Source organism: Alphaproteobacteria bacterium (assembly GCA_016870095.1).
GTDB lineage: Bacteria > Pseudomonadota > Alphaproteobacteria > Paracaedibacterales > VGCI01 > VGCI01.
In genome coordinates this window covers 46,078-63,683 of the sequence record VGCI01000004.1, presented here as the reverse complement: position 1 = coordinate 63,683, position 17,606 = coordinate 46,078, and the positions used below count along the sequence as shown (strand labels likewise).

The 17,606-nt window shown below is 39.5% G+C and carries 16 protein-coding genes and 1 tRNA gene; 6 read left to right on the top strand and 11 right to left on the bottom strand.

What is annotated here, in order from left to right; translation table 11 throughout:
- Positions 1–6: 6 nt before the first annotated feature.
- From FJX03_04365 to FJX03_04335, 7 genes are all read right to left on the bottom strand, one after another.
- The gene (locus FJX03_04365) at positions 7–1,146 is read right to left on the bottom strand and encodes a hypothetical protein (GenBank protein ID MBM3632925.1); all 1,140 of its coding nucleotides are present in this window, start codon (positions 1,144–1,146) and stop codon (positions 7–9) included.
- Positions 1,147–1,173: 27 nt separating this feature from the next.
- Positions 1,174–1,392 (bottom strand): translation initiation factor IF-1, encoded by a 219-nt coding sequence (gene infA, locus FJX03_04360; GenBank protein MBM3632924.1) that lies wholly within the window; start codon positions 1,390–1,392, stop codon positions 1,174–1,176.
- A gap of 92 nt (positions 1,393–1,484) precedes the next feature.
- Positions 1,485–1,958 (bottom strand): DUF2948 family protein, encoded by a 474-nt coding sequence (locus tag FJX03_04355; protein MBM3632923.1) that lies wholly within the window; start codon positions 1,956–1,958, stop codon positions 1,485–1,487.
- Positions 1,959–1,970: 12 nt separating this feature from the next.
- On the bottom strand, positions 1,971–3,236 hold the full coding sequence (gene murA / locus FJX03_04350) for a UDP-N-acetylglucosamine 1-carboxyvinyltransferase (GenBank protein MBM3632922.1): 1,266 nt from the start codon (positions 3,234–3,236) through the stop codon (positions 1,971–1,973).
- 50 nt (positions 3,237–3,286) lie between these two features.
- A complete protein-coding gene (locus FJX03_04345) occupies positions 3,287–3,922 on the bottom strand; it encodes a dCTP deaminase (protein ID MBM3632921.1) in 636 nt (211 codons plus the stop codon).
- A gap of 175 nt (positions 3,923–4,097) precedes the next feature.
- Complete coding sequence (locus FJX03_04340; GenBank protein ID MBM3632920.1) at positions 4,098–4,277, bottom strand: hypothetical protein; 180 nt, start codon at positions 4,275–4,277, stop codon at positions 4,098–4,100.
- The gene (locus FJX03_04335; GenBank protein ID MBM3632919.1) at positions 4,258–5,169 is read right to left on the bottom strand and encodes a glycerophosphodiester phosphodiesterase; all 912 of its coding nucleotides are present in this window, start codon (positions 5,167–5,169) and stop codon (positions 4,258–4,260) included. Before FJX03_04335 ends, FJX03_04340 begins: the two co-directional genes overlap by 20 nt.
- A 195-nt stretch (positions 5,170–5,364) precedes the next feature.
- Between FJX03_04335 and FJX03_04330 the strand changes: the two genes are divergently transcribed.
- The 4 genes from FJX03_04330 (at position 5,365) to FJX03_04315 (ending at position 10,267) form a co-directional block, all read left to right on the top strand.
- Positions 5,365–5,439, top strand: a tRNA-Thr gene (locus FJX03_04330).
- Between the two features lie 177 nt (positions 5,440–5,616).
- A complete protein-coding gene (locus tag FJX03_04325; GenBank protein ID MBM3632918.1) occupies positions 5,617–8,088 on the top strand; it encodes a cell division protein FtsK in 2,472 nt (823 codons plus the stop codon).
- On the top strand, positions 8,033–8,827 hold the full coding sequence (locus tag FJX03_04320; GenBank protein ID MBM3632917.1) for a hypothetical protein: 795 nt from the start codon (positions 8,033–8,035) through the stop codon (positions 8,825–8,827). The genes FJX03_04325 and FJX03_04320 overlap by 56 nt, the downstream gene beginning before the upstream one ends.
- A 1,026-nt stretch (positions 8,828–9,853) precedes the next feature.
- Positions 9,854–10,267 carry a GNAT family N-acetyltransferase gene (locus tag FJX03_04315; protein MBM3632916.1) on the top strand — a complete coding sequence of 138 codons (414 nt, stop codon included), beginning with the start codon at positions 9,854–9,856 and terminating at the stop codon, positions 10,265–10,267.
- A gap of 70 nt (positions 10,268–10,337) precedes the next feature.
- Here FJX03_04315 and FJX03_04310 read toward each other — a convergent pair whose 3' ends face one another.
- From FJX03_04310 to FJX03_04295, 4 genes are all read right to left on the bottom strand, one after another.
- Positions 10,338–10,985 carry a ribonuclease HII gene (locus FJX03_04310; protein ID MBM3632915.1) on the bottom strand — a complete coding sequence of 216 codons (648 nt, stop codon included), beginning with the start codon at positions 10,983–10,985 and terminating at the stop codon, positions 10,338–10,340.
- Complete coding sequence (locus FJX03_04305; GenBank protein MBM3632914.1) at positions 10,960–12,258, bottom strand: cation/H(+) antiporter; 1,299 nt, start codon at positions 12,256–12,258, stop codon at positions 10,960–10,962. The genes FJX03_04310 and FJX03_04305 overlap by 26 nt, the downstream gene beginning before the upstream one ends.
- An 81-nt stretch (positions 12,259–12,339) precedes the next feature.
- Complete coding sequence (locus FJX03_04300; GenBank protein MBM3632913.1) at positions 12,340–13,236, bottom strand: 4-deoxy-4-formamido-L-arabinose-phosphoundecaprenol deformylase; 897 nt, start codon at positions 13,234–13,236, stop codon at positions 12,340–12,342.
- Positions 13,237–13,244: 8 nt separating this feature from the next.
- Positions 13,245–14,297 carry a bifunctional UDP-4-keto-pentose/UDP-xylose synthase gene (locus FJX03_04295; GenBank protein MBM3632912.1) on the bottom strand — a complete coding sequence of 351 codons (1,053 nt, stop codon included), beginning with the start codon at positions 14,295–14,297 and terminating at the stop codon, positions 13,245–13,247.
- Positions 14,298–14,457: 160 nt separating this feature from the next.
- Between FJX03_04295 and FJX03_04290 the strand changes: the two genes are divergently transcribed.
- Positions 14,458–15,924, top strand: coding sequence for a glycosyltransferase (locus tag FJX03_04290; protein MBM3632911.1), 1,467 nt, complete (start codon positions 14,458–14,460; stop codon positions 15,922–15,924).
- Positions 15,893–17,605 carry a hypothetical protein gene (locus FJX03_04285; protein MBM3632910.1) on the top strand — a complete coding sequence of 571 codons (1,713 nt, stop codon included), beginning with the start codon at positions 15,893–15,895 and terminating at the stop codon, positions 17,603–17,605. Before FJX03_04290 ends, FJX03_04285 begins: the two co-directional genes overlap by 32 nt.
- Position 17,606 lies beyond the last annotated feature (1 nt).

Here is a 17,606-nt window from a genome sequence, read left to right as displayed (position 1 = left end):
AAAATCTTAGGTAGTTTGAGTCATATTGGGAAGAGAGCGTCGTTGTTTTGGTAATCGAGCTTCTAGCCACCCCAACTTTGACCACCCAAAAATATCTAATGACAAATCGTAAAGGGCCGCTTGGTGTAATAGTTGTTTCTCCAGCATTTTACAATTTTGAGAGTTTGATTCTAGCCCCATAAAATCAATGATAATATTGCCGCCCAAATGACGCCACTTTAAGTGTTGGATGATTATGGGAATGGCCGCGAGGTTTGTTTCCTGTTGGGTATAGGTTGATCTTCCTCCCCTATTGACATCAATAGCAATACAAGCTGTTGTCATTTCAATAACAATGTTGCCCCCTGTTGGCAAATCAACACGTTCGTGAAAGAGGGAATCCCATATGTCTTCTAACTCAAAGTCTTTGAGGAGAGAACCTTTGTGTTTTTTCGTAAGGGTGAGCAAATCAGGACGGTAATTTTTTAAGAAATGGCGAATATCTACTAGAGTTTGATCATGATCTACAAGAATCAAGTTCCCTTCTGAAGGTTCCATATCTCGCATCCATCGTTGGTAAGGTGATAGAGTATTATAAAGCAAAGATGGCACTTTTGCAGGGAGGGTTTCCGTGTCTTGAAATTTCTTCCTTAAAGTACAAATTTCTTCACGAATTTGTTCTGGTGTAGCGCTTCCAGCCGCCTCGCGAAGTGTTATGGGTTCATTTGCTGAGATAAGTTTTTGAAGGCGATTTCGTATCTCAATATCCTTTAGTTTTGACGAAAGAACCCGCTTTTTTTGGAAGGGATGGAATAAACAGTAACGACCTGCCAAAATGATTCTTTGGGTAAGCAGGGGTCCTTTATGATAAGTTCCTTTATCGGGAATAGCCTCTCGTCGGACTTGCACAAGAACCGCTTGCCCCTCATTTGGTTTAGGAAAAGGATGTTCTAAGGGCAGAAGGCCCACTTCATTTTCAGCTATTTTTACAAAGGCATGAGTTGGGGTTGTATCAAGGATGCGACCCCAGAAAATCTGATCCAGCTGAGCAAATATAGGCGCATTTGAGGAAAGGTCCTCAAAGTCGACGTCGATGACGTGACCATCCTTTAAGGAGATAATACGTCGTTGATTCTTGTCATGGCTAATTAATAGTTGTATGGGCATTTTTGATCATCATCCCTAAAGATGATCTTATTTCTGTCGGAAGGTGATGCGGCCTTTGGTGAGATCATAAGGGGTCATTTCGACCGTAACTTTATCGCCAACGAGGACACGAATACGATTCTTTCGCATCTTTCCAGAGGTATGAGCTAAAATAATATGGTCATTTTCCAAGCGAACACGAAACATAGCATTTGGCAGGAGTTCTACAACGACTCCATTGAACTCAATTAAATCTTCTTTTGCCATTCGGTTTTGACTCGCTTCTAAATAATAATTTTATTGTAATCGTAATTTCATTAATTGTTTAACACATAACCGTATATGTTACATTCATTATTTTATCTTCCCCCCGCTTGCATGTGCTCAATATGTTGATAAATGTGTTGCGGTTTTTTTCGGGTTGGCCAGGGATGGTGAATATCACCTAAATGACAATGAAGTTTTTTCGTAACTATCCGAATTTCATGACCGCCCGCACAAATCATACGAATAGCATTGCCTTTTTCCGCTTGTAGAGTGAGGAGATTTAATATCTCTGGCCCCTTTTTGCGGTGAAATCCTCGATAATGGACGTTTTCCACATTTAAGAAAGATAAACCCGAATGAACCCGATGGTACATAGGCTCACCTTCATGTTCGATGGAGGGATGTTCCCAGCAAAATCGATTGGCAAGCATGGTGAATAGTGATTCTTTTGGCTCATACACCATGGACAAAAGGGGCAGAAAAGAATCTTGTAGGTGTGTTGCTAGTATCGTAAGATCTTCTTCATCTTTCGCTAACAGTCGCAGCGGTACAAAATCTTTAGACATTAAAGGATCTCCCTATTCAGCAATTCGTTCGATTATCGCTCCACATCTTCCTAGTTTATCTTCCACCCGTTCGTATCCACGATCAAGATGATAAACGCGACTAATTAAAGTTTCTCCTTCTGCAGCTAACCCCGCCAATACCAAACACACGGATGCTCGTAAATCAGTTGCCATAACAGGGGCGCCTCTTAAGGAGGGAACTCCTCTTACAAGTGCAGAAGATCCGTGAACGGTAATGTTCGCACCCATACGACATAGTTCGGGGACATGCATAAAACGATTTTCCCAAATAGTCTCCGTAACCAGAGATGCGCCCTGACAAGTCGTCATCAAAGCCATCATTTGGGCTTGTAAGTCTGTTGCGAATCCTGGATAGGGCTCAGTCATGACGTCAACACCCTGAATAGCACCTGTTGGCGTTTCGACGGTAAAACCTTGTTCTGTTGGATTCAAAGTAATCCCTGATTTTTGTAGAAGGGCAGAAGCGGAGGGAATTAAGTCAAGAGAGGTATTCGTTAAATGAAGGGAACCTTTTGTGATAGCGGCCGCCATGGCATAGGTGCCAGTTTCAATTCGATCAGGAATAACGCGATGAGTTGCACCATGAAGACGTGCAGTTCCTTGAATTGTTATGGTATCTGTGCCCGCACCGGAAACATCAGCCCCCATAGCAATTAAGCAGTGAGCTAGGTCTATAATTTCTGGTTCTCTTGCAGCGTTAATGAGTCGGGTTTCTCCTTTAGCCAGGCAGGCTGCCATCATAAGATTTTCTGTAGCCGTAACAGATATAATGGGCATTGTAATGGTTGTTCCCAAAAGACCCTTGGGAGCTTTTGCATGAATGTAACCATCAAGCAGATCAATTTCTGCCCCTAAATCCCGTAACCCATTTAAATGAATGTCGATAGGACGCACGCCAATAGCACACCCGCCAGGTAGAGAAACCTCTGCTTGTCCGCAGCGTGCCAAAAGAGGTCCTAAAACCAAAATAGAGGCTCGCATTTTTCGAACAATGTCATAAGGGGCTGTGGTGTTATGAATTTTTTGAGCCGTGAGTGTTAATGTCTTACTGGGGAGATCGCTGGTCAAATAAACCCCGTGTTGATCCAAAAGGGCTAGCATGGACGTAATATCTGCAAGATCGGGCATGTTTGTTAAGATGAGAGGCTCATCCGTTAACAAAGCAGCTGTCATCAAAGGCAAAGCAGCATTTTTAGCGCCACTGATTGAGATTTCTCCTTTTAAGGGAATTCCCCCTTTAATTTTAATTTGCTGCATTTGCGAATAATATCCCTTTCTAATCTTGTATTAACATATAAAAATTGGTTTTAAAGTCGGGGTAATGTTACGCCCGTTTGCCCCATGTACTTACCCAAGCGATCACGATAAGAGACATCGCAAACCTGGTCAGCCTTCAAAAATAAAAACTGACAGGCCCCTTCGTTTGCATAAATTTTTGCGGGCAGAGGCGTTGTATTTGAAAACTCTAGGGTCACGTGGCCTTCCCATTCAGGTTCCAATGGGGTTACGTTGACAATAATTCCACATCTGGCATAGGTAGATTTCCCCAAACAGATAACCAAAACATCTCGGGGAATGCGAAAATACTCAACTGTGCGGGCCAGGGCGAAACTATTGGGTGGGATGATGCAAACATCTGTCTTACGATCGACAAAACTATTGGCACAAAAATTTTTGGGGTCAACAATCGCACTATCAACATTTGTGAAAATCTTAAATTCATCGGCGACTCGAGCGTCATATCCGTAAGATGAGACACCATACGAGATAACACCGTCATCTTTGGGAACAAGGACGGGACCTCTTTTTGAGCCCAGGCTATTCACAATTGCTTGGTCTTCCTCTCCCGTATCCAGTGCACGGACTTGATTGTCGACAAAAGGTTCAATCATTTTGTGGGCGAGGGCTTGTTGGCGAATCCAATGATCTGGCAATATGGACATATGACGAGGACCTTCTTATCGTAGATTTCAAGTAAACTGTACTCATAAACCTACACGATTTAAGAAAATAATTGGAGGGTTTTTTCAAAAACAAAAGTAATTATTCAGAAATAATGATTGTATTCATGGAAAAATCTTCGAAGAGACGGGTCTAATAAATTTTGACTAAATTTTATTAGGTTTTCTCGGGTGTATAGAGGATCTCTTTTTCCAAAGTCTCTTTTGATTTTTCGCGTTCTACATTTTGCGATTTGCGCTTACGCAGATTCTCTCGCAAAGCTGAACTTAAACGTTGTTCGCGCTCTGTTTTGATTTTTTTGCCTTTGGGAGGGGAATTAGCGAGACTTCTGGTCATCTTTTTTTCCACGTGACATCAGTTGAGCTGGATTGTCAGAATAGACAGCATTGGCGCCGAGAGTTTCTGCTTTTTGATAATCCTCAATGGTATTAATTCCAAACATTACAATATTTGCTTGCGGTAGCTTTTGTCGGATACGTTCAATGCCAGGCTTAGTCCAAATCACTAAATTAACAGGATATTCCGCATCTCCTAAAGCTAGTTTTTCACTGACTTTCATTTGTCGAACAAGCTCAAAGCCCAACCAAATCGGTTGATTTGTTTTTGCAAGTTGTTTTGATCCTGTCACATTAAGCAATTCTTCGACCGTATTGCGTCGACTCTCAAAAGATTTCGCTTGAGGGTAATTGGCTTTTAAATAAATAAGATGACTATCATCTGTTGAGTAAAATATAAGTCTATCCCAAGCATTTTGTTTGTTGGCAACTTTGGCAACAGCTTCGATAAGGACAGGTGCAGGCAAAGATTTTAAGTCAATAATAATCTTTGTATCGGGAAATTTGATGAGGATCTCTTCGAGAAGGGGAATTTTATGTCCCTTGCCTCTTTCTGGAAAACTTCCATTTTTCTCAAAATTATAGGCAGCATCTAGCTTTTGAAGGTCTGCAAATGAAAATTCATTTACTTTCCCTTTGCCATTCGTGTTCGCGGAAAGATCTCCAGGATGGTATACAACCACAAGGCCATCTTTGGATACTTGTACATCCAATTCTAATGATTTTGCGCCCAACAGAATGCATGCTTGAAAGGATTGTAAAGTGTTTTCCGGCCGCTCGGCTTTTCCCCCGCGGTGGGGAATAATTTCGGGGGGTAGTCCCTGGGTGGTATATCCCTGAATCAAAAGGGTGGCTAGCATAAGAGAGAAAATTTGGATTCTAGAGAACTTCACGACACATTTCCTTCAGGTGGTAGGCAATTTTTCTAGGGTATACATATCACATACCCTATTTTTGCTCAATCCAATTCTCTTGTGGAGTATAAAGATTCCCTCCCCTATTAAATTCAGGAATAAATCCAGTATCGTTTTCATAAAATCATCTTGAATCCGATTTATACCTATGCCATGGTTTCTTCGGTAACTCAAGCCGCCGTGGCTCAGTGGTAGAGCACACCCTTGGTAAGGGTGGGGTCGAGAGTTCGATTCTCTCCGGCGGCACCAGCTTCAAGACCTTATTGGTTATGTTATGAATTCTCTTTCATGAAAAATTCAAATTATGGTATAAAAATTCAGAAGCGCGGAATATTTTAACCAGGGCTTCTGTATAACCCTCAAAAAAAGATTCTCATGGCGATACGTGCACGTTCATTTGGCAGACATGCTTTTTTACCTCCCGGAATGACGGCATTTTTGAAACGCCGTGCCGGTCAATTTATGGGTTTTTTTATGGTTTGTCTGGCAGTGATTTTGACGGCCATTTTGGTGACTTATCATCCGACAGATCCCTCCTGGAATTTAGCAAATGACGGGGTTGCCCAAAATGTTATGGCTTATCCAGGGGCTGTAGTGGCAGATATCTTTTTACAAACTTTTGGAATTGCCAGTGCATTCTGGGTCTTTGCTTTTTTGGGATGGGGTATTCGCTCAATGGCCGCTATTCCCCTATCGTTGGTTTGGGTGCGTGTTTTCGCTGTTGTAATTGCCACTCTTCTAGCGGCAAGTATCGCAGCACCCTGGGGGGCCCCAAAATCCTGGATTCTTCCTAATAGTTTGGGGGGGGCCCTTGGTGATATAATTTATTATCACGCTTATCAAATTATGGGAACCTCACCCTTCCCCTTTGTTGTACTGGGAATAACACTTTCTTGCTTGTCTATTGTTTTGCTTTTTATAGGTATTGGTGTATCCATAAGGCAAATGGGTAAAGGCTTTTTTACCTTTGGGCTTTATGTCACGTATGTTGTTCGGTTTATATATAATGGGGTGTCTCGCGCTTTCATTTGGGGAGTTAACGGCATCAATAATAAGCGCCCATCGGATTTAGGAAGTGCAATTATCTTGAAGCACAAGTCCAAGGGCTCGGCTTATAAAAATAAAAGCGACAATGATAGTATGGTTGCCCCTTTGATTGTTCGCCCAACAAAAAAAGAGGTGTCATTACAAGTTACACCTGAAGATCGTGCAATATATGCCCCTTCTGGACAGGAGGAAATACGAAAAGCAGCCATTGTTTGGGGGGATTCACACAAAGCTTCTTTGCAACAAGAAGATGTGTCTTCGTCAGATGAAACTTCTTTTAAAGACAATGCTTTTGAGAATGATCATCAACCCTCTGTGTCATTGGATTACGATGATATACCGTCTCAAATTTTATCCCCTGATTGGGATGATTATCAACTTCCTTCGCAAGATTTACTCGATCCCTCTTTGCGCAAAACAACTCAGGCGATTGATCCTAAAATTCTTGAAGAATCTGCTCATCATTTAAAGACAGTTCTAGAAGAATTTGGGGTACGGGGTGAAGTGGTTACGGTTCGTCCTGGTCCTGTTGTCACCATGTATGAATTTAAACCTGCAGCAGGAATTAAGACGTCCCGGGTTATTGGCCTCGCTGATGATATTGCGCGCTCTATGAGTGCATTGTCTGCTCGTATTGCGGTTATTCCTGGTCGGAATGTTATTGGTATTGAACTGCCTAATTCCTTGCGCGAGACTGTTTATTTAAGGGAACTTCTCCAAACCGATTCTTACGAAAAAACGACAACCAATTTGGCCCTTATATTAGGAAAAGATATTGGTGGCCAGCCTGTAATTGCTGATTTAACCCGAATGCCTCATCTCCTAGTTGCTGGTACCACTGGTTCGGGAAAGTCAGTTGCTGTAAATACGATGATCCTTTCACTTTTGTTTCGTTTGTCACCCGATCAATGTAAATTTATAATGATTGATCCCAAAATGTTAGAATTGTCTGTTTATGATGGTATTCCTCATTTATTGTCTCCAGTCGTTACAGATCCTAAGAAGGCCATTGTTGCCTTAAAGTGGGCTGTTCGCGAAATGGAAAATAGGTATCGAGCTATGTCTAAGTTGGGCGTTCGAAATATTGATGGATATAACGTCCGTATCAAGGAAGCTCGTCAATCTGGTGAACTTCTTGTTCGTCGTGTCCAAACTGGATTTGACCCGGACTCAGGTAAGCCCATTTTTGAAAACCAACCTCTGGATCTTGAAGCCCTGCCCTATATTGTTGTCGTCGTGGACGAGATGGCCGATCTTATGATGGTTGCCGGGAAAGAAATTGAGGCGGCTGTACAGCGCCTTGCTCAAATGGCTCGTGCTGCCGGTATTCATCTTATTATGGCGACACAAAGACCATCAGTAGATGTTATTACGGGAACAATTAAAGCTAATTTTCCAACTCGTATAAGCTTTCAAGTTACCTCTAAGATCGATAGTCGCACCATTTTAGGTGAACAAGGTGCAGAGCAACTTTTGGGTCAAGGAGATATGCTGTTTATGGCGGGGGGTGGCCGTATTACGCGGGTGCACGGTCCCTTTGTGCGTGATGATGAAGTTGAACGTGTTGTTGCTCATTTGAAATCTCAAGCCGAACCATCTTATATTGAGAGTATAACTGAAGATGAAAATGAATTTCCTAGTTTTGATGATGAGCAAAGTCGTCCTGGTGATGCTTTATATAATCAAGCTGTTGATTTGGTTATTAGAGAAGGCAAAGCTTCAACGAGCTTTATTCAAAGACATTTACAAATAGGTTATAATAAAGCTGCGGGTATTATCGAAACTATGGAGAAAAATGGAGTTGTCAGCTCCGCCAATCATGTTGGCAAACGCGAAGTTTTGCACTCGTGACGTTGATGGTCGTTGTATGCTAGAAAATATGTTATCCGCAGCTGTTATTGAAAAATTTGAAATTTATGAAAAGCTTTTAACCCAATGGAATCGTCGAACGGGACTTGTTCAAGTTGAGACAATTCCTGAATTTACCCAAAGGCATCTTGAAGATTCCCTTCAAGTTATTCCAATACTTTATGAGCAATATTCAAGAGCTGCCGCTGATTCTTCTCTGAATATAAATGTGAATTTGGATTCTTTACAGGTTCATAAATCTCCCTATGCGCAGATGAATTATTCCGTATCATCCTTTAACCATATGCTAAGTCTCATTAAAGATCTGGCGATTCTTGATGTAGGATCGGGGGCAGGTTTCCCCGGATTGGTATTTGCTATTTGTGGGTTTAATAATATTGTTTTGTGCGAAAGTAATGTTAAGAAATGTTTATTTTTACAAGAAGTTGCTAGGCAAACCAAATGCACTGTACGTATTTTGAATGTTCGTGTAGAGACTGTTTCCGAGAAATTTGATTGTATTGTATCCAGAGCGTGTACTGATTTAGATGGTTTGTTAAAAATTGTTTCAAATCTTCCCCTTGCTGGGGAGGGATTTGCGGTTTTTCATAAGGGTCGATCTTGGAAACATGAATTATTTAGCGCTCTTAAGTATTGGCATTTTCAATGTCGGATTTACGAAAGTAAGACTTCGCCGGATAGTATGATATTGTCCATAAGCCACGTATATCCACAATTATAACCGGAAATAATTTAATTTATTTAAAATGATTTGTTTGTCAATTAATTGAATAATGTTAGATATTTTTTTGTATTCCTGTGCGCATAACTCTCAGAATTATGTTTCATCATTTGTATTTTTTTATAAATGAATTTATAAATTCTTTTTTGAAATATTTCTATTTTGGATTATTTTTTAAACAATTTTATCTTCAAATGCCCTTTTGAATTTAATGTTTAATATTTTCTTATATTAAAATTTCATTTTTGAATTTTAGTTATTTTCACTTTAGAAGTTTTATTATGATATTCCTCGAGTGAAAATCTTGTTTGTTTTTCACGTATCTAGCATTTTATCTTTGAAAATAAATGCGGCCCTTAAATTGGTTTTATATAATCTTTTTATTGTTGATTAGGTTTTTAATGTAAGAGTATCTCAGCATTAAAAATGCCGAATTGTTTCACGTGAAACGCATTTTTATAAAGCAATCAAAAGAATTTTTATAAATAAACACAAAAAAAGTTTCACGTGAAACATATAGACCATACAAAATAAAATGTCATTATGTATCACAGTGAAAATAGCATAGTCGCGCTCAATTATTTCATGTAGAAAAAGCCAAAAAATCAAATAAATCAAAAAAGCTTGAAAAATAACCGAATTTGGAATTTTTGCAGAGTGTGGTCAGTGAAAGTAAAATATAATAATAAAATTAAAATTTATAAAATATAAAATAAAATAGTAAACAAATTGATCTAAATATAAATATTTATATATTAATATATATTATTTACATCAAATTAAACTAATTTATAAGAACAATAATAATGCTATGGTGTAGAAATAAACAAATATCAGAAAGAAAAATCAGCAAAGGTGGGATAAAAAGTATAATAATAAAAAGAGTATATTGACCCTTATCCGCAAGCATGCTTTCCTTGTGTAATGCGAAACTTATAGAAATCAATTCTACTAAAGAAAACGTTCATTCTTGAGGATGTAAATTCCTCAGTTAAATAAAGAAATAGACCTTATGGAAGCTACAAAATGAGTATTACGATAACTAATTTCCGCAACCCAGCCTGGGAAGATAAACTGAATTTGGAATTAAACACTTATCTAGACATACATACTGGCCACCATGTCGTTCAATCTGAAGGATTTTACGCCTTTTATGAAACACAGCTGGTAGGTGGTATCACTTATATAAAGACGGCTCCTAAAAATATATGGATTGAAGGACTTTATGTTGATGCCAATTTCAGAAGGCAAAAAATTGGAACACAACTTGTAGACAAAGTTATTAATTCGGGAAAGGAATGTATAGCTTCTCATTTGCAACTCAATACCTTCTTCCCGGAGGCAAGAGATTTCTTTAAAGCATGTAAATTTGATGAAGTTGCAACCATACCTAATTGGAAATACGGACTAACCGGATACTTCATGACAAAGAACATATAAGTAATGGGGTGTAGATAGAATACTTCTGTAACAAAAATTCAACCATCAAAATAATATCTCACAGAAATTTCTATGGGACTTTAGAGCTCTTTTCCAACTCGATAAATTTGGCGATGGGTGCATAGGATCGACGGTGGTGGGGGGTAATCCCTTCAAGTTTGAGAGCATTGTGATGCTGAACGGTTCCATAACCTGCATTTTTAGCCCATCCAAATGCAGGATAATCCTTACCCAACTCTAACATAATACGATCTCTCGTGACTTTGGCAATAATAGAAGCAGACGCAATAGAATAACTCAATTGGTCTCCCTTAATCACTGAGGTAATGGGACATTGTAAATCGGGCTTTCGAATACCATCAACCAGCGCTGCTGCAGGTGTAATGGTCAATTGATTTACGGCCCTTTGCATTGCCAGCCGGGTCGCATTAGCAATATTCAAATTATCTATTTCCTCCACAGAAGAAATCCCAACTCCAAATTGGACGTCACAAGGGGTGGTCAACTGAAGATAGGCGTTCTCCCGACGTGCGGGTGTAAGTTGCTTAGAGTCACGAATTAGAGATAAAACCTGAGGGGCGATTGAGTCGAAATTAAGAAAAACAAAAGCACCCGCAACGACAGGACCAGCCCAGGGGCCACAACCGGCTTCATCAATCCCCACGACCGGAAAGGGGTGGCATCGTTCAATGTTAAAGCTCGGCGTCTGTAATGTCATGAATTTCTATATTCTTTCCCTTTTTTATTTTGGGAGATTTTGCCATAACGCGTCTCAAAATACCTGCATCACGGCTACACAGTAATTGAAGAATACCCGGTAATGAAATGGTAGAATTATCTGCAAAGTTATGGAGTCTTCGCGCAATTGTTAACCAAAGCGGGCTCAAGGTTAATGACAAGACCGTAAGGGCAATAATCAGATTTTCTCCATAGTCGTCGATAATCTTCGTTTCATAGCCAACGGTTGACAATAAAAAGGCAAATTCTCCAAGTTGAGCAAGAACCACACCAATAAGGAAAGATTGTGACCACGGAAGGCGCAAAAGGTGGAGAATGGAGATATTAATAGCAGTCTTGCCAATGGTCAAAACCAATAACAGAAGTAAAACTGTTCCTATGTTTTCCAAAATAAAGCTTGTATCCAACAACAAACCAATCGATAAGAAAAAAGCCATCATTAAAATGCTTTGGATAGGTTTAGTTGTTTCTAACATAATCAGTCGCTCGTGGGTGTTGCCTAAAACCAAACCAGCTAAGAAAGCTCCGTAAGCTGCTGAAAGCCCAATTAAGCCAGAGATAGCGGCCGCGGCAAAGCAAAAAGTTAAGCTTGCCAGCGGTGTCAAATCCTTATCCCCGGCAATAATCTGCGTAAGGGGAAGGCGAACTCTTTGCTTGCGACTCAGATAAAGAATCAAACCGACAATCAGTCCGATGGACAGAAGAACTTTCGCAATTAATGAAGGGTCATACCAAGGCGTATCTAGATTACGCAGAATAAGAATCATCGGAGCAATGGCCAAATCTTGCGCAATTAAAACACCAATTGCCATTTGACCCGTTTCTGTTTTCATTTCCCCAATGCTTTCAAGCATTTTGACAACAACTGCCGTGGAAGAAAGAGATAAAACAAATCCTAAAAGTAAAGCATGGCCAAAGGACCACCCCAAAATCTTGGATAGAAAGAGAGTAATGATAATGCTGGCGGAGACTTGCAAAATTGTGCACAGCGTACTGACAACCCATACCTTTTTGAAGGTTCTTAAGTTTAAATCCATTCCCACAACAAAAAGGAGGAGCAACACACCAAGCTCAGCAAGCAAGTCAACTTTGTCGCGAGATTGAATAAGACCCAAACCAGAGGGTCCCAATATAATACCCGCTAAAATATATCCCAAAATGGGAGGCTGTTTAAGACGTGCAAGTCCTAACCCGCCCGCAAGGGCAGCCACAATGACGAGCGTTATTTCTGTTAAGTCAATATTGTGCTCCATGAAAAAAGGGTATCACAGGAAAACAGTTTTTGACAAACTTATATCTGGTTATTTCAATAGAATTTAAGGGGGGATATTTTTTTAAAAACCTTGAAGGGCCAATGTTCCCGAACGGCCATCAATCTTACCTTGCGTTAAAGGACAAACGGGGATGTTTTTAGGATTTTTCATAAGATTTTGAGCAATATCTTTTAGTAAGACAAATTTAATGCCCCGGCTTTTGCAAGCTTTAAGAATACCTTCAAACCATTCCTTATAAAGCATACCCTCGAGTTCTGTGTGAATGGTTAAAACGTTTAGGGTATTGGGTTGGAGAAGACTCATATAATAATCAATTAGGCTTTCCAAGGGATATTCAGGACGGCCTAATAATTCATCTAACGTAGGGAGAGTCGTTGGAATTTGAAGGGTGCGAAATTGGGACCCATGAGATGTGGGAAAAAAGGGCGTGCGTCCTCGACAATCGCTGCCGTACAAAAAACCTGCTTCATCATATACCTCAAGACTATGATGATTTGCTTGCCATCCTGCAGCCCCGGCCGTAATAGCTTTATGACCAAAAATTTTACGAAATATATCTTGGGCCCGGTAGAGTTCATTACGAACCTGGCGGAGAGTCATCTTAGATAAGCCATCCTGCCAGCGAATATGATCGTAGCAATGTATGCCAACTTCATGTCCCAGGTCTTGGGTTTGACGCATTATAGCGCCGTGGCGGTTTCCAATATGGGGCCCTGGCCATAAAAGACCATTTAATAGTGTGCGCCACCCATAGATTTCGAGGACTGATGTTCGGCTGACTTTATTTAAAAATCCTGGACGAAAAATACGCCGAACTGCTCGACCCGTATTGTCTGGACCCAAGGAAAATAGGAATGTTGCGGCAATATTATATTTTCCCAGAAGATCAAGCAATCCTGGAACACCTATCTTTGTTCCTCGCTCAGTGTCGACGTCAATCTTTAATGCAAGTTGCATTTCTTTGTTTATGCCGCTTCTTGATCATTCAACGGCAAATTTGGTTTGGTGAGATGATAATCCAAGGTCCTTTTCAGGGCTTCACGCAAATCAACAGTAGGGGACCACCCCAAAAATGTTTGGGCATTCTTAATGGAGGGAACGCGATGAAGAATATCTTGATAGTGAACCCCGTAGTGATCTTTTGAATCCACAGATAAGATACGAACTTTTTCGGCAATTTCTTTATATCCGGGATAATCTTTTATAAGGTCAACCAATAAGGATACGAGATCTTGAATGGAGGCGTCGTTGTTCGGATTGCCCAAGTTAAATATACGCCCCGATGCACAACCATCTTTATTTTCAATAATTTTAAGTAACGCATCCACGCCATCATCAATGAAGGTAAAGGCTCGGCGCTGTTGTCCACCATCCACAAGTCTTACTTCACCTTTATGGAGGATATCCCAAATAAATTGAGTGACAACACGGGAAGACCCCTCCTTTGAGGAGTAAATATTATCAAGCTTTGGTCCAACCCAATTGAAAGGACGAAAAAGTGTGTAATTTAATCCATCACGAAAACCATAAGCATAGATCACGCGATCTAATAATTGTTTTGAACAAGAATAAATCCAACGTTGTTTATGAATTGGTCCCAACACAAGATTAGAAGACTCTTCGTCAAATACAGAATCTTGAGACATACCATAAACTTCTGAGGTTGAGGGAAATATGACTCGTTTTTTGTATTGGGCACATTTACGAATAATCTCTAAATTTGCTTCAAAGTCGAGCTCAAAAACACGTAAAGGGTCAGATACATAAATTGCAGGGGAAGCAATAGCAACCAGGGGCAAAATAACATCACACTTTTTAATATGGTATTCAATCCATTCTTTGTTAATGGTTATGTCGCCTTCAACAAAATGAAATCGAGGATCTTCCATGCAATCTTCTATTTTATCAGTTCCCATGTCCATCCCATAAATGTGCCAATTCTTTTGTTTTAAAATGGCTTCCGTGAGGGCACTACCGATAAATCCATTTACACCCAGAATCAAAACTTTTAACGACATAGAAGTAAGCCTTTATGAATAAGTAATTATAATCTTGTTTCTACCGAATTTTCGCACAAATTGCTAGGTTTATGATCATAAGAAACATGTTTGTTATTGAATTTAAAATATAATTAAGCTTTACTGCGGATGAATATTACATTTTTGAAATGGTAGGCCAATGGGATTTGTCCAGGAACCGGATGCAAAAAAAGAGGGCGCACTGACGTCTCGAAAGAAAAAAATCATTGATTCTATTGAAAAAAATTTTGATATTGTCAAAAATTTTACTTTTTTTAATCAGAAATTTCATTTTCAAGATCAAAAATATCATCAGTTTTTAATCGAACCGGATTTAAGGGTATTGGAAATTGGATGTGGCAATGGTGATTTGCTTTCCAGTGTTCATCCAAGCCATGGCGTCGGTATTGATCTTAGTCCTAAAATGATTGATTACGCAAAGAAACGTCACCCAGATCTTAGCTTCTATGCTCATGATGCGGAATTACCTCTCCCATTGCCTCAAGGAGAAACATTTGATGTCATTATTATTTCAGATGTAATTGGTTTTTTTGAAGATATTCAACAAACTCTTGAAAATTTAGCCCCTTTATGCGAGTCGAGAACTCGTCTTATTATTTCCTACTATACAAAACACTGGGAATTTTTAGTTAAGATAGCAGAATTGCTAAAGCTAAAAATTTCACAACCCGCTCAGAATTTTCTTTCCACGACAGATATTGAGCGAATTGCGGAACTATCAGGCTTTGAGATGATTCGCAAAGAATATCAACAACTAATTCCTATTCCTTTATTTGGTATTGATACGGTAGTGAACAAGTTTATTGCCACATTGCCGGGTTTACGCAAATTTTGCTTGCGAACCTATGTTGTTGCGAGGCCTCGCCCAACTTTTATTCCCAATAGCTATTCTACAAGTGTGATTATTCCTTGTCGAAACGAAAAGGGAAATATTGAAGCTGCTATTCAACGTCTTCCTAAATTTTGTGAAGATATGGAGATTATCTATGTTGAGGGCCACAGTAAGGATGGCACCTGGGAAGAGGTCTTGCGGGTCAAGAATAAATACAAAGATCTTGACATTAAAGCCTTTAAACAATCAGGAAAAGGGAAGGCGGATGCGGTTCATTTAGGCTTTGAAAAAGCCCGTGGGGAACTTCTTATGATTTTGGATGCAGATTTAACTGTGCCCCCAGAGCAGCTTCCCAAGTTTTATAAAGTTATCTCTTCGGGGCAGGGTGAATTTGTGAATGGAACGCGCTTAATTTACCCGATGGAAGACCAAGCCATGCGATTCTTAAACTTTATTGCAAATAAAGCATTCTCTTGGTTGTTTTCTTATCTTCTTTCTCAAAGATTTACCGACACCTTGTGTGGCACGAAAGTTTTTTTAGCAAAAGATTATAAGCGCATTATCGAGCAAAGAAAGTTCTTCGGGGACTTTGATCCTTTTGGAGATTTTGAATTAATTTTTGGCGCTTCTAAGCTTAACATGAAAGTTGTAGAAGTTCCCATACGCTACGTGGCACGTTCATACGGATCGACCCAAATTTCGAGATGGCGACATGGAGTAATTCTTTTAAAAATGGTGATTTATGCCTACAAAAAACTTAAACTTTTCCTTTAATCATCTGAAAGTCTGGGTATTCATTTCTCTCCTGGTGTTAGGCGGCGGGCTTTTGAACTCCTGGTTTGGATTCCCTCTGCCGGCACTTTCTGAAGGAGTCTTTAGTAGCATCGGGGGTGTTATACCGTATTCGGATAGCGCAGGATATTTTACAGGGGCACATCGGTTTATCGAGAATGGCGTTTTGGATTCTTGGAATATGCGTCGTCCCTTGAATACCTTACTCTTGGCATTTTACTTAAAAATAACGAACTTTAATTTTTGGTATGTCATGATTCTTCAGATGGGCCTTTGTGGAATTGCTTTTTCTCTCTATTTAAGGACACTTCGACAAGATTTGGGAATTTTATCTACCTTTGCAGCTCTTTTTTTCGTTTATTATTACGCTCAAATGTATATTCAAACGACGCTTTGTGAAATTCTGGGCTTAACTGTTGGTCTCTTTAGTTTTGTATTACTCTGGAATGGATGGCAAGAAAGAAAGCGCTTTATTTTTAATCTAGGGATGGTCGCTCTTGCCCTTGGTTTAAGTGCAAGAGCCGGGCCCAATTTTATGGCATTAGGTTTTTTATTTCTTGTTTATCTTGATCCATTTACAAAATCTCGATTTAAAGATTTCTCTTATAGCCTATTATGCTTTGCAGTGCCATTTTTCTTATTATCTAAGCTTTCGTCCATTTTTGGGACGCCTGGAGGTATGGCATTTTCTAATTTCGGATTAACTCTCTATGGTCTTGTAAGTGGGGGAAAAGGATGGACTTATGCTTACAACGATCCTCAGATCCGCAATCTTTTAACCGGACAAAACGAAGCGAATGAAGCCCTCATTTTATATCGGGAGTCTTGGAGTGTTTTTAAAGGCAATCCCCTACTTCTCTTCTTCGGAATGGGCAAATATTTGGTGAAATTTATGGCTTGGTTTGTAAAACAACTTACGATTGGCGATGGCCCACTTAAGTATATTACTGGGGCTTTATCTATTAGTTTTTGGGGCATAATAAGTTTTCAAATTTGGCGAAACCGAGAAAAAGTTAATCGGAGCTTTTTATTTTTAATTATCACTTTTTTCAGTATCGCAAGTTCTTCCATGATTATTTTCCAAGATGGAGGTATGCGCACCTTCGCTGTTGCTATTCCTTTTATGGGGGCTTTATTATCATTGGCCTTTGTTGCCGTTCCCTCTTTCAAAAATTATCGAGGTGTGCAAAATATAGGGGCTAGTTGTGGCATACTATTTATAGTTATTGCTTCTGTAACAGCTATTTATCTTCCGACTTTCAGGGCAACACGCGAAATTTCAAATTTCACGATTAACAAAATTCCAGGACAAGAAACTTTTTTAACGTATAACGTTAATCGACAACCACATGTTCTAATTTCATCCTCGCCTGGGATGAATTTTCGAACGATTTCACCCAACACAATTCGGAAATTATGGACATTATATTCAGTTGGCGATGAAATTCTTGCTAAGAATTTACTGAATACGGTTAATGAATATAGGAATGATAATCTTATTTTATTGCAATTATACGATTATATTTCGCACTCAAGTAAATGGCTGATTGCTGAAAATCATATTTTGAATTTACATTCGGATTGGATTGAAATTCATGCAAGTTTACCCAGCCAAGATAATAAAATAATTTATGTCGCCAATAGCTTTAAGGAGCCTACATAAA

Bases quoted from the DNA above. Each gene is read 5' to 3' on its own strand.
- FJX03_04300 (MBM3632913.1), bottom strand. From the start codon at position 13,236: ATGCAACTTGCATTAAAGATTGACGTCGACACTGAGCGAGGAACAAAG.
- FJX03_04305 (MBM3632914.1), bottom strand. From the start codon at position 12,258: ATGGAGCACAATATTGACTTAACAGAAATAACGCTCGTCATTGTGGCT.
- infA (MBM3632924.1), bottom strand. From the start codon at position 1,392: ATGGCAAAAGAAGATTTAATTGAGTTCAATGGAGTCGTTGTAGAACTC.
- FJX03_04310 (MBM3632915.1), bottom strand. From the start codon at position 10,985: ATGACATTACAGACGCCGAGCTTTAACATTGAACGATGCCACCCCTTT.
- FJX03_04325 (MBM3632918.1), top strand. From the start codon at position 5,617: ATGACGGCATTTTTGAAACGCCGTGCCGGTCAATTTATGGGTTTTTTT.
- FJX03_04340 (MBM3632920.1), bottom strand. From the start codon at position 4,277: ATGACCAGAAGTCTCGCTAATTCCCCTCCCAAAGGCAAAAAAATCAAA.
- FJX03_04285 (MBM3632910.1), top strand. From the start codon at position 15,893: ATGCCTACAAAAAACTTAAACTTTTCCTTTAATCATCTGAAAGTCTGG.
- FJX03_04365 (MBM3632925.1), bottom strand. From the start codon at position 1,146: ATGCCCATACAACTATTAATTAGCCATGACAAGAATCAACGACGTATT.
- murA (MBM3632922.1), bottom strand. From the start codon at position 3,236: ATGCAGCAAATTAAAATTAAAGGGGGAATTCCCTTAAAAGGAGAAATC.
- FJX03_04290 (MBM3632911.1), top strand. From the start codon at position 14,458: ATGGGATTTGTCCAGGAACCGGATGCAAAAAAAGAGGGCGCACTGACG.
- FJX03_04355 (MBM3632923.1), bottom strand. From the start codon at position 1,958: ATGTCTAAAGATTTTGTACCGCTGCGACTGTTAGCGAAAGATGAAGAA.
- FJX03_04345 (MBM3632921.1), bottom strand. From the start codon at position 3,922: ATGTCCATATTGCCAGATCATTGGATTCGCCAACAAGCCCTCGCCCAC.
- FJX03_04315 (MBM3632916.1), top strand. From the start codon at position 9,854: ATGAGTATTACGATAACTAATTTCCGCAACCCAGCCTGGGAAGATAAA.
- FJX03_04320 (MBM3632917.1), top strand. From the start codon at position 8,033: ATGGAGTTGTCAGCTCCGCCAATCATGTTGGCAAACGCGAAGTTTTGC.
- FJX03_04295 (MBM3632912.1), bottom strand. From the start codon at position 14,297: ATGTCGTTAAAAGTTTTGATTCTGGGTGTAAATGGATTTATCGGTAGT.